The 12,011-nt window shown below is 39.1% G+C and carries 12 protein-coding genes and 1 pseudogene; all 13 read left to right on the top strand.

The window, feature by feature from the left end; genetic code table 11:
- The first annotated feature begins 35 nt into the window (after positions 1 to 35).
- Positions 36 to 1,103 (top strand): DNA polymerase IV, encoded by a 1,068-nt coding sequence (gene dinB, locus DV424_RS00945; RefSeq protein ID WP_118858747.1) that lies wholly within the window; start codon positions 36 to 38, stop codon positions 1,101 to 1,103.
- A gap of 32 nt (positions 1,104 to 1,135) precedes the next feature.
- Complete coding sequence (locus DV424_RS00940; protein WP_118858746.1) at positions 1,136 to 1,672, top strand: elongation factor P hydroxylase; 537 nt, start codon at positions 1,136 to 1,138, stop codon at positions 1,670 to 1,672.
- A gap of 103 nt (positions 1,673 to 1,775) precedes the next feature.
- A pseudogene (locus DV424_RS00935) lies at positions 1,776 to 2,099 on the top strand (tetratricopeptide repeat protein).
- 11 nt (positions 2,100 to 2,110) lie between these two features.
- Positions 2,111 to 3,133, top strand: a complete 1,023-nt coding sequence (locus DV424_RS00930) for a tetratricopeptide repeat protein (protein WP_118858745.1) — start codon at positions 2,111 to 2,113, stop codon at positions 3,131 to 3,133.
- A gap of 105 nt (positions 3,134 to 3,238) precedes the next feature.
- Positions 3,239 to 4,321 (top strand): peptide chain release factor 1, encoded by a 1,083-nt coding sequence (gene prfA, locus DV424_RS00925; RefSeq protein ID WP_046943218.1) that lies wholly within the window; start codon positions 3,239 to 3,241, stop codon positions 4,319 to 4,321.
- A 52-nt stretch (positions 4,322 to 4,373) separates the two neighbouring features.
- On the top strand, positions 4,374 to 4,814 hold the full coding sequence (locus DV424_RS00920; protein WP_192880616.1) for an RDD family protein: 441 nt from the start codon (positions 4,374 to 4,376) through the stop codon (positions 4,812 to 4,814).
- The gene (prmC, locus tag DV424_RS00915) at positions 4,814 to 5,692 is read left to right on the top strand and encodes a peptide chain release factor N(5)-glutamine methyltransferase (protein ID WP_118858743.1); all 879 of its coding nucleotides are present in this window, start codon (positions 4,814 to 4,816) and stop codon (positions 5,690 to 5,692) included. The genes DV424_RS00920 and prmC overlap by 1 nt, the downstream gene beginning before the upstream one ends.
- Positions 5,692 to 6,495, top strand: coding sequence for a SirB1 family protein (locus DV424_RS00910; RefSeq protein ID WP_005632383.1), 804 nt, complete (start codon positions 5,692 to 5,694; stop codon positions 6,493 to 6,495). Before prmC ends, DV424_RS00910 begins: the two co-directional genes overlap by 1 nt.
- Before the next feature lie 14 nt (positions 6,496 to 6,509).
- Complete coding sequence (gene kdsA, locus DV424_RS00905; protein WP_005632382.1) at positions 6,510 to 7,364, top strand: 3-deoxy-8-phosphooctulonate synthase; 855 nt, start codon at positions 6,510 to 6,512, stop codon at positions 7,362 to 7,364.
- Positions 7,365 to 7,426: 62 nt separating this feature from the next.
- On the top strand, positions 7,427 to 8,374 hold the full coding sequence (locus tag DV424_RS00900; RefSeq protein ID WP_005632381.1) for a 2-hydroxyacid dehydrogenase: 948 nt from the start codon (positions 7,427 to 7,429) through the stop codon (positions 8,372 to 8,374).
- Complete coding sequence (locus tag DV424_RS00895; protein ID WP_005632380.1) at positions 8,374 to 9,555, top strand: lipoprotein-releasing ABC transporter permease subunit; 1,182 nt, start codon at positions 8,374 to 8,376, stop codon at positions 9,553 to 9,555. The genes DV424_RS00900 and DV424_RS00895 overlap by 1 nt, the downstream gene beginning before the upstream one ends.
- A 21-nt stretch (positions 9,556 to 9,576) precedes the next feature.
- Positions 9,577 to 10,881 carry an adenosylmethionine--8-amino-7-oxononanoate transaminase gene (gene bioA, locus DV424_RS00890; protein WP_005632379.1) on the top strand — a complete coding sequence of 435 codons (1,305 nt, stop codon included), beginning with the start codon at positions 9,577 to 9,579 and terminating at the stop codon, positions 10,879 to 10,881.
- Positions 10,868 to 12,010, top strand: coding sequence for an 8-amino-7-oxononanoate synthase (bioF, locus tag DV424_RS00885; RefSeq protein WP_005632378.1), 1,143 nt, complete (start codon positions 10,868 to 10,870; stop codon positions 12,008 to 12,010). Before bioA ends, bioF begins: the two co-directional genes overlap by 14 nt.
- Position 12,011: the final 1 nt, after the last annotated feature.

Genomic DNA, 12,011 nt, shown 5'->3' with positions numbered 1-12,011 from the left:
GATTAATATTAGAAAATATTTAACCGCACTTTTTTATGCTACAAGATAAAAAAATTATTCACATTGATATGGATTGTTTTTACGCATCAATTGAGATTCGTGAAAATCCTAATTTACAGGGAAAGCCTGTTGCTGTAGGTGGTTCTTCTCGTCAACGAGGTGTATTAACAACTTGTAATTATGAGGCGAGAAAATTTGGTTTACATAGTGCAATGCCAACGGCTCAAGCCATAAAAAAGTGTCCTAATCTAGTTCTTGTGCCTGTGAATATGGCGTTGTATAAACAAGTCTCAGCACAAATTCATCAAATCTTCCAGCGTTACACCGATATTATTGAACCACTTTCTTTAGATGAAGCTTATTTAGATGTTACGCACTGCCAAAAATGTTCTGGCTCAGCTACTTGGATCGCACAAGAAATCCGCCAAGCCATTTTTGATGAGTTGAATTTAACTGCCTCGGCAGGTGTGGCGCCTTTAAAATTCCTTGCCAAAATCGCCTCGGATATGAATAAACCTAATGGGCAATTTGTGATTAAACCGAACGAAGCCAGTGAATTTATTAAAACCTTATCTTTAAATAAAATTCCTGGTGTGGGTAAAGTAACATCACAACGATTACTTGATATGGGATTAGAAACTTGTGCTGACATTCAAAACTTTGATCAAATCGTCTTATTAAATCAATTTGGTAAAGCGGGTAAACGTATTTGGGACTTTAGTCATGGCATTGATGATCGTGAAGTACAAGCCCACCGTGAACGTAAATCAGTCGGCGTAGAACAGACGTTGATTGAGAACATTCACACAGTTGAGCAAGCTTTAGCTTTATTAAATAATCTTTATCAAGAGCTAATTCGTCGCCTTGAACGTGTTAGTTCTAATATACCGTTATCTGCATTTCGTAAAATCGGCGTGAAACTTAAATTTGAAGATTTTCAAGTAACCACTTTAGAAAAAACAGGTTTGCCACTTTCTTTGGAGAGTTTTCAGCAATTACTTCCCCAAATTTTTATGCGAGCAAAAGGGCGATCGATTCGTTTGATTGGGTTACATGTCAATTTACCTGAAGAAAATAAACAAGAACAAATGAGCCTCTGGTGATATAATCTCGCGGTTTTTTAGGAGTCGATACCATGGAACATAAATTAGAAGATATTATTGCAATTTTTAATCAATGTTTTGAAGAAGAATACAATACTCGCTTAGTCAAAGGCGGTGATGAGCCCATTTATTTACCCGCAAATGATGAAGTGCCTTATAACGCGATTTATTTTGCGCGAGGATTTTACAGCAGTGCATTGCACGAAATTGCCCATTGGTTAGTTGCAGGCAAAGAACGCCGTAAACTAGAAGATTTTGGTTATTGGTATGAGCCAGATGGACGTTCTGAAGAACGCCAGCGTGACTTTGAAAAAGTTGAAGTTAAACCGCAAGCATTAGAGTGGATTTTAGCAACAGCGGCAGGTTTCCGTTATTTTGCCAGTACGGATAATTTGAATGGCAATCCGGGCGATACACAGCCTTTTAAACAAGCTGTGTATGAGCAAGTGAAAATCTACGCGGAAAAAGGTTTACCAAAACGAGCTGAAACGTTACGCCATGCTCTTGCTATTTTTTATGGCACAGAAGATCGTATTGATTTAAGTAAATTTGATGTGGCACGCATTTAAAATTATATTATTCCTTGCCCTTTTTACAGGCAGTGTAATCAATATTATCAACTAAACAATAGTTTGTTTTATAATTTTTTACAAAAATAAAGGACTAATTTCTATGAAACTTCCAAAAACACTTATCACTACTGCCATTCTAGGCTTTTCACTTGCTTCTTTTCATTCTACTGCTTGGGCAGATACACCTGAGCAGCAATTCCAACAAGGCGTTGAAGCCACGACGAGGGGCGATTATCAAACTGCCTTTAAACTTTAGTTGCCTTTGGCGAAGCAGGGAGATGCACAGGCTCAATTTATATTGGGATTATCATATATTTTAGGAAAAGGTGTTCAAGTAAATAAAGCTTTAGCCAAAGAATGGTTTGGCAAGGCTTGTGATAATGGCGTTCAACAAGGTTGTGAGATGTATAAAGAATTAAATTAGGGAGCAAAATAATGAAGAAAAAATTAACCTTAGCTGTTTTATTATTGGCGGTGATTGGTGGCGGAGCGGTGTATTTTACCCAATATTACCCAGAACAGGCAGAAATTCGGAAGTTAGAACGTTTATTAGAGCGTGAAGAGCATTATAACGATCAAAAAGCGCGTAATGAATTAAGCCAATTCCCTGCTGAGCGTTTGCGTGTGTTAGCAGAAAAAGGTTATCCAGCTGCACAATTTCAGTTGGCTAAAATCTATAAAAGTAATGATCAAGAAGAATTTGCTAAAAAATGGTATGAGAAAGCTGTGGCACAGAATTATGCTGAGGCTTATTATCAATTATCCAATTTAGATAAGCAAAGAAAAGATGAATATCTTGAAAAAGCCGCTCAATTAGGGAGTTATAATGCGAAAGATTCCCAGGCACTCCGCTTGGTTGCTAAAGGAGATAATTTAAGTGCAATAATGTTATTGACCCAAAACGCTGAAGCAGGATTTCCAGCGTCTCAAGCACATTTAGGAAATGCCTATTTTTATGGTGATGGTGTGCAACAAGATTGGCAGAAAGCATTTTATTGGTATAGTGAAGCTTACAAAAATATAAAAATAAATAGTTCATCTGATTTTTTTCTACTATTACTTGGACGTGTAGATTTTGATATTTACCAAAATCTAGCCACGCTTTATTTATTAGGTTTAGTTAGTCCAAAGAATGAGGAAATGGTTGAAGAACTACTGAATAGATGTAATGAACATTCGACTTGTAAAGAGAAAAAAATTACTGATATAACCGATTTAAAACTGAATATTCTTAGTCGTGATGATTTACCAAAACAACCTGAGTTTCAAGAAAAAATCGAAGCGATTAAAGAAGAATTGGTGTTAAGCAAAGATCCGAAAGTGTTAATTAAGCTAGGAGAGTTGGAAAAAGATGAATCCAAAGCCCAAAAATACTTTGGCGATGCTTGCGATTTACGCAGTCAAGAAGGGTGTGATAAATATCGTGAGCTCAATCAAAAAGAAGAGACTCATAAATAGTAAGTCACCAACAAAGCGTCTGAAATTCTTAATTTCCTTTTCGCTGTCAATTCTCCCTAAAATCGGCTAGAATACGCCGATTTTATTTTCGGTGACTTACAAATGATGAAAGATTCCATTATTGCAAAATTAGAAAGTTTAAAAGAACGTTATGAAGAGCTAGAAGCCTTATTAGGCGATGTTTCTGTAATTAGTGATCAGGATAAATTCCGTGCGTATTCTAAAGAATATTCGCAACTTGAAGAAGTGGTGAAATGTTTTAATCGTTGGACGCAATTAAATCAAAATATTGAAGAAGCTGAAATATTGCTCGACGATCCTGAAATGAAAGAAATGGCGCAAATGGAAATTGAAGAATCCAAAGTGGAAATTGAAGAAGTGGAACAGCAACTTCAAATTCTTTTACTGCCGAAAGATCCTAATGATGAATATAACTGCTATTTAGAAATCCGTGCGGGAACAGGCGGTGATGAAGCGGGTATTTTTGCCGGTGATTTATTCCGTATGTACAGTCGCTATGCTGAAAGTAAACGCTGGCGTGTAGAAATGCTAAGTGCTAACGAAAGTGAGCAAGGCGGTTATAAAGAGGTGATTGTTAAAGTCACTGGCGAAGGTGTGTATGGTCAGTTAAAGTTTGAGTCTGGCGGTCATCGTGTGCAACGTGTACCAAAAACTGAATCACAAGGGCGTATCCATACCTCTGCTTGTACTGTTGCGGTAATGCCAGAATTGCCAGAGTCTGAAATGCCAGAAATTAATCCTGCAGATTTACGTATTGATACTTATCGCTCATCAGGCGCTGGTGGTCAGCATGTAAATACAACGGATTCTGCGGTGCGTATTACACATATTCCAACAGGTATTGTGGTGGAATGTCAGGATGAGCGTTCACAGCACAAAAATAAAGCGAAAGCAATGTCGGTATTAGCGTCACGTATTGTTCAAGCAGAGCAAGAACGCCAAGCTGCAGAACAAACAGATATGCGCCGTAACTTATTAGGTTCGGGCGATCGTTCTGATAAAATTCGTACTTATAATTATCCGCAAGGTCGAGTCACAGATCACCGTATCAATCTCACAATTTACCGTTTGGATGAAGTAATGAATGGTAAAATTGATGAACTGATTCAGCCGATTATTACCGAATATCAAGCGGATCAGTTAGCGGCATTGTCTGAACAGAATTAATGATAGGGGCATCTGATTTCAGATGTCCTTTTTAACTTTACGGAGAAATAAAATGATTATTGAAAATCAAAAAGATGCTGAATTTTCTTCTGCTTTCAAACCTTCTCAACCTGCTCAAGCGAGCCGTTTTAAACGTTGGCTTGCAAGTATAATTAATGGGCTTGTATTTTGGGTGATGGTTGGTCTTGGTTTTGTATTGGGGGATTTTGCCGGTGTAGTGGGGACGATTGTATATGCTGGTTTTCAGTTATATTTCATGAAAACTTATGGCCAAACAATGGCAAAACGTTGGTTAGGCTTGCGCGTATTTAATTATCATACTAATCAGCCTGTTGAATTTGGTAAATACATCGGCCGTGAGATTATTGATATTTTATTGGCATGGACAAGTTTCTTATTGATTATTAGCGGTATTGTTGCACTTGTGCGCGATGATCGTCGTTCTTTAACTGATTTAGTGGTTGGCACAATTGTGTTAAAAGACGAAAAATAATGAATTATAAAGAATGGCTGGCACAAGCGATTGCGGATTTAGCACAAAAAAATCCCACTGAAAATAGTAAAATTGATGCGCTTGTGCTTCTTCAACATGCTACTGGTAAATCGCGTACGCGAATCCTTGCTTTTGATGATACCGAGATTGATGAAAAAGTGCGGTTAAAATTGACCGCACTTTTAGATCGTCGTCTAAAAGGCGAACCTATCGCTTATATTCTTGGCGAAAAAGAATTTTGGTCATTGCCATTAAATGTCTCAAAAGGCACCTTGATTCCAAGATCAGATACCGAAACTTTAGTGGAAAAGGCATTACAAATTGCTTTAGACAAATTACAAGAAAATCCACCGCACTTTCGTATTCTTGATCTTGGCACTGGCACAGGCGCTATCGCGTTAGCATTATCATCGGAGCTTTCACCTCTTTGTCAAAAACGACTAATTTTGTTAGAAATAATTGGTGTTGATCTTATGCCTGATGTTGTGGCGTTAGCTCAATCTAATGCAGAAAAAAATAAGTTAAATGTGCAATTTTTGCAGAGCCGTTGGTTTGAAAATATAACAGGGCAGTTTGATCTTATTGTCAGCAATCCGCCTTATATTGATGCTAAAGATGAACATTTACATCAAGGAGATGTGCGTTTTGAACCGCTTTCTGCATTAGTTGCCAATGATGCGGGTTATGCTGATTTACGTCATATTATTGAATTATCGCCGAGTTATTTGAATTCTAATGGCGCATTATTGCTTGAACACGGATGGCAACAAGGCGAAAAAGTGCGGTCGATTTTCCAAGAAAATCATTGGGAAATGGTTGAAACCGTGCGTGATTATGGCGACAATGAGCGCGTCACTTTAGGTTTTTGGAAGAAGTAATGAAATATTATCGACGTGCGTTATATGATCAATTTGTGCATTTTTATAATACCATCTCAGATGATGGTACATCAGAAGCGCAACTTCGGGGAAAAATTGGCGGGCTTGTACGTCGAGCGCGTAAAGAAATTTCGCCAGATTGGCCGAAAGAAGAGCAGATTCATCAGTTACTACAGCTATTTTATGGTGATTGGGGCTTTCATTGCGATTCAGAAGAGTATTTCTACGCACGCAATTTATATTTGCCTTATGTATTGGAGCATCATCAAGGAATGCCAGTGACTCTTGGAGCAATTGTGCTTTATTTAGCCGAGGTATTGGATTTGCCGATTTACCCAGTAAATTTCCCAACACAGCTCATTTTACGTGCCGAAGTCAGAGATGAAGTAGCTTTTATTGATCCTTGGGATGGCACTTATATATCGCAAGAAAAATTACAGCAACTTTATGAAGGTGCATTTGGCTTTGGTGTGCAAATTCAACCTGAAGAACTTGATAGAGCCGATCTTTCTTTACTTTATTCTCGTTTTGAGCAACTGGCGAAGAATGCGCTCATCCGCGAAGAGCATAACGACATGGCATACCGTTATATTGAGAATTTACTGATTGGTAATGATGAAGATCCTTATCACATCCGTGATCGCGGTTTAGTTTTAGCTCAGATGGGTGCTTACTCTTCGGCATTAAAAGATTTAGAATTTTTTGTGGAACGTTGTCCGGAAGACCCAACTGCAGCTTTAATCCGAACTCAACTTTTAGAACTTAAGGGCGAGATTGATAAAGATCCTTTTCCCCTCCATTGATTTAAGGAAAATTTATGCAAAATAAAATTGTAAAAATTGGCAATATTGATGTTGCAAATGACAAACCTTTCGTGCTTTTTGGTGGAATGAACGTACTTGAAAGTCGTGATATGGCGATGCAAGTCTGCGAAGCTTACGTGAAAGTGACGGAGAAACTTGGCGTGCCTTACGTATTTAAAGCTTCTTTTGACAAAGCGAATCGATCATCTATTCATTCTTACCGCGGTCCTGGTATAGAAGAAGGCTTAAAAATTTTCCAAGAATTAAAAGATACATTCGGTGTAAAAATTATTACCGATGTACACGAAATCTATCAATGTCAGCCCGTTGCAGATGTTGTCGATATTATTCAACTTCCAGCCTTTTTGGCTCGTCAAACAGATCTTGTTGAAGCGATGGCGAAAACAGGCGCAGTGATTAATGTGAAAAAACCACAATTTTTAAGCCCTGGTCAAATGGGTAATATCGTGGAAAAAATCGAAGAATGTGGCAACGATAAAATCATTCTTTGTGATCGTGGAACAAACTTTGGATACGATAATTTAATTGTGGATATGCTTGGCTTTAGTGTTATGAAAAAAGCATCTAAGGGTAGCCCAGTTATTTTTGATGTAACCCATTCACTTCAATGCCGTGATCCATTTGGAGCTGCATCAGGTGGTCGTCGCGCGCAAGTAACAGAATTAGCGCGTTCTGGTTTAGCAGTAGGAATTGCAGGTTTATTCTTAGAAGCGCATCCAAATCCAAATCAAGCGAAGTGTGATGGTCCTTCTGCATTGCCTCTTTCTGCTCTTGAAGGTTTTGTCTCTCAAATAAAAGCCATTGATGATTTAGTAAAATCTTTCCCTGAACTGGATACTTCAATCTAAGAAAATATTTCACCAAAAGTGCGGTTAATTTTGACCGCACTTTGTATATAAAAGGAGAAACAATGAATATCGTCTTTTTGGATAGTACAGCTATCCCGAACCATATCCCTATTCCTCGTCCAAGTTTTGCGCATACTTGGATTGAATATGAGCATACTTCTTCTGCAGAAACGATTGAAAGAGCGAAAGATGCTGATATTGTTATTACGAGCAAAGCCATTTTTGATCGAGAAACGTTAAAACAATTACCTAAGTTAAAGTTGATTGCGATTACTGCAACGGGTACAAATAATGTTGATCTTGTGGCCGCAGAAGAAATGGGCATCGCCGTGCGTAATGTGACAGGTTATTCCAGCACAACAGTACCAGAACACGTAATCGGTCTGATTTTTTCTTTAAAACACAGCTTTGCAGGTTGGTTACGCGATCAATCGGAAGCAAAATGGCCTAAAAGCAAACAATTTTGTTATTTTGATTACCCAATTACAGATGTGCGCGGTTCAACATTAGGCGTATTTGGTAAAGGTTGCTTAGGGACAGAAGTGGGGCGTTTGGCGAATGCCGTGGGAATGAAGGTGCTTTATGCAGAACACAAAGATGCCACTTTTTGCCGTGAAGGTTATACGCCATTTGAGGAAGTATTAAGACAAGCGGATATTGTGACGTTGCATTGCCCATTAACTGAAACAACAAAGAATTTAATTAATGCAGACACCTTATCCAAAATGAAAAAAGGTGCATTTTTGATTAATACAGGGCGTGGGCCTTTGATTGATGAAGTTGCCTTAGTTGATGCGTTAAAAACGGGGCATTTAGGCGGAGCGGCTTTGGATGTAATGGTAAAAGAGCCACCAGAAAAAGATAATCCGTTAATTTTAGCTGCAAAAACTATGCCTAATTTAATTATCACCCCGCATATTGCTTGGGCGAGTGATAGTGCAGTGACTACATTAGTTGGCAAAGTAATGCAAAACATCGAAGAATTTGTACAACAATTAAATCAAAAATAATGAATTTTCCTATTTCTCTTTATATTGCGCTACGTTATTGGCGTGCGAAAAGTGCGGATCGTTTTGGCCAATTAGTGGCTAATCTTGCAAGCCTAGGGATTGTGCTAGGTGTGATGGCATTGATTATCGTGCTTTCTGTGATGAATGGATTAGAAGGTTACCAAAAACAACAGGTGCTATCTTCTATTCCTCACGCGATTGTGAGTGAAGAACAGACCATTTCTACAGAAAAAACATTAGAAAATTTACCGCTCTTTGTCCAAAAAGCGGTGCCGATCAATACAACAAATGTGATTTATCAAACGACAAAAGGCGTGAGTGCAGGACAAATCATTGGTATTCAATCATTTTCTGATGATCCCTTGGTTGAATCTTTTGATCAGGCTAAATTTAATGAAATTTTACCGACAGGTGAATTTAAATTGGTCATTGGTGATCAACTGGCCAAAAAATTGGGCGTGAATGTAGGGGATAAAATCCGTTTGATGATTACGGAAAACAGCCAATATACACCGTTTGGTCGCGTGCCAATGCAGCGTTTATTTACGGTTAGCGATATTTATTATGATTATGGCGAAGCATCTGGTTACGAATCCTTTGCTAATATTACAGATATTGGTCGCTTAATGCGTATTCAACCGCAGCAAGCTCAGGGCTATCGTTTATTTTTGAATGATCCGTTCCAAATTACAGAACTCCCACAACATTTCCCAACACAAAAAATTACGGATTGGCGTGTGCAAAAAGGTGAATTTTTCCAAGCGGTGAGAATGGAAAAAAATATGATGGGATTGTTGATTAGTTTGATCATTGTCGTGGCGATTTCCAATATCGTGACTTCATTAAGTTTGATGGTGGTGGATAAACAAGGGGAAATTGCGATCTTGCAAACTCAGGGCTTAACAAAATCCCAAGTGCGTTCAGTGTTTATTTATCAAGGATTACTGGTGGGATTTGTTGGCACATTGCTCGGTGCTATTTTGGGTGTTTTAGTCACGTTGAATTTAACGGACATTGTAAGTGCGGTAAATCCACAGGGTGTTTTTTTACCGACAGAATTATCTTTTATTCAAATGATTTTTGTCATTGGATTTTCCTTGTTGCTTTCTTTACTTTCTACACTTTATCCCGCTTATCGAGCTGCGAAAGTAGAACCTGCCGCTGCTTTGCGATACGAATAAGTTTTTAATGGTAAATGAATGATGGATGAACAATCACTTTTAGCTTTTGATACACAACATATTTGGCATCCTTATTCTTCCGTTTCTTCTGATATGCCGCTTTATGCGGTAGAACGTGCTGATGGCGTGATGATAACTTTAAAAGATGGTCGTCGTTTAATTGATGGTATGTCCTCTTGGTGGGCGGCGTTGCACGGTTATAATCATCCACGCTTAAATGCGGCGGCACAGAATCAATTGGCAAAAATGAGCCATATTATGTTTGGCGGTTTTACCCATGAACCCGCGGTGGAATTAGCTCAATTATTGGTACAAATTTTGCCAAATGGATTAGATAAGATCTTTTTTGCTGATAGTGGTTCTGTCGCTGTGGAAGTGGCGATGAAAATGGCTATTCAATATCAGCACGCAAAAGGGGAAGCACAACGACAAAAATTCGCCACCATCCGTTCTGGTTACCATGGCGATACTTGGAATGCGATGTCGGTATGTGATCCAACCACAGGTATGCATCATTTATTTCATCATAGCCTGCCCGTACAATATTTCCTTCCTCAACCCAATATTCCATTTAATGAATCTTGGAATGATTATGCGATTGAACCTTTAGCTGATTTACTTGAACGAAAAGGTAATGAAATCGCCGCACTGATTTTAGAACCTGTTGTACAAGGTGCGGGCGGTATGTATTTTTATTCGCCAACTTATTTAGTGAAAGCACAAGCACTTTGTAAACAATATGGCGTTTTGCTGATTTTTGATGAAATCGCTACGGGATTTGGTCGAACAGGAAAATTGTTTGCAGCCGAACACGCAGGCATTTCGCCAGATATTATGTGTATCGGTAAAGCCTTAACAGGTGGTTATTTAACTTTATCGGCAACCATTACAAGCACTGAAATTGCACAAATTATTTGTAGTGGTGAGGCTAAATGCTTTATGCACGGCCCCACTTTTATGGCAAATCCGTTGGCTTGTGCAATTGCGGCGGAATCTATCCGTTTATTGTTGGAAAGTACTTGGCAACAAAATATTCAGCGAATTGAGCATTCCTTAAAACAACAGCTTTCGCCTTTATCTGAAAAAGATTATGTCAAAGAAGTTCGCGTATTAGGGGCGATTGGGGTGGTCGAAATGAAAAGTGTGGTAAATATGAAAACTTTAGTTCCGCGTTTTGTGGAACAAGGTGTTTGGATTAGACCTTTCGGAAAATTGGTTTATGTTATGCCGCCGTTTGTGATTAAAGATGATGAACTTCAGAAATTAACAAAAGGCATGATTCTGGCTTTAACTCAGGAATATTTACATCATAATGAACGTCTTTAAACAACAGCTTGAACAACTCGGCGCGCAAAATCAATATCGTTCGATTCCGGATTTGATTCATCAAGGGCGGTATATTACGCGGGAAAACCGCAAAATGCTGAATATGTCGTCTAATGATTATTTGGGTTTGGCATCAGATGAAAACTTGCGCCGGTCTTTTTTGCAGCAATACGGCGGTAATTTTCCCTCTTTTACCAGTTCTTCATCGCGTTTATTAACGGGCAACTTTCCTATTTATACCGATTTGGAAGAGCTTGTCGCACAACGTTTCCAACGGGAAAGCGCGTTATTGTTCAACAGCGGCTATCACGCCAATCTCGGTATTTTGCCTGCTTTGACGACGACGAAAAGTTTGATTTTGGCAGATAAATTTGTCCACGCCAGTATGATTGACGGCATCCGTTTGAGCCGGTGTGCGTTTTTCCGTTATCGTCATAATGATTATGAACATTTGAAAAATCTGCTTGAAAAAAACGTCGGAAAATTTGACCGCACTTTTATCGTTACCGAATCTGTTTTCAGTATGGACGGCGATGTGGCGGATTTGAAACAGCTTGTCCAATTAAAAAAACAGTTTCCCAATACTTATCTTTATGTGGATGAAGCCCACGCAATCGGTGTTTATGGGCAAAACGGATTGGGGATTGCCGAACGGGATAATTTGATTGCCGAGATTGATTTATTGGTCGGCACTTTCGGTAAAGCCTTAGCCTCGGTGGGGGCGTATGCCGTCTGCAACCAAGTATTGAAAGAATGTTTGATTAATCAAATGCGCCCATTGATTTTTTCAACCGCATTGCCGCCGTTTAATGTGGCTTGGACTTATTTTATTTTTGAACGATTGCCGCAATTCTCAAAAGAAAGAAGCCATCTTGAGCAGTTAAGTGCATTTTTACGGCGGGAAGTGGCGCATCGGACGCAAATAATGCCGAGCCAAACCTGTATCGTCCCCTATATTTTAGGCGGGAATGAAGCCGCCCTTGCCAAAGCGGAATATCTGCAAAGGCAGGGTTATTATTGCCTGCCCATCAGACCGCCGACAGTACCCAAAAACACATCCAGAATCCGCCTGTCTTTAACGGCAGATATGACAACGGATGAAGTGCGGCAGTTTGCGGCGTGCCTGTAAG

The organism is Haemophilus haemolyticus (assembly GCF_003493605.1).
In the GTDB taxonomy this organism is placed as follows: Bacteria; Pseudomonadota; Gammaproteobacteria; order Enterobacterales; family Pasteurellaceae; genus Haemophilus; species Haemophilus haemolyticus_J.
This window is presented reverse-complemented; position numbering and strand designations above follow the sequence as displayed.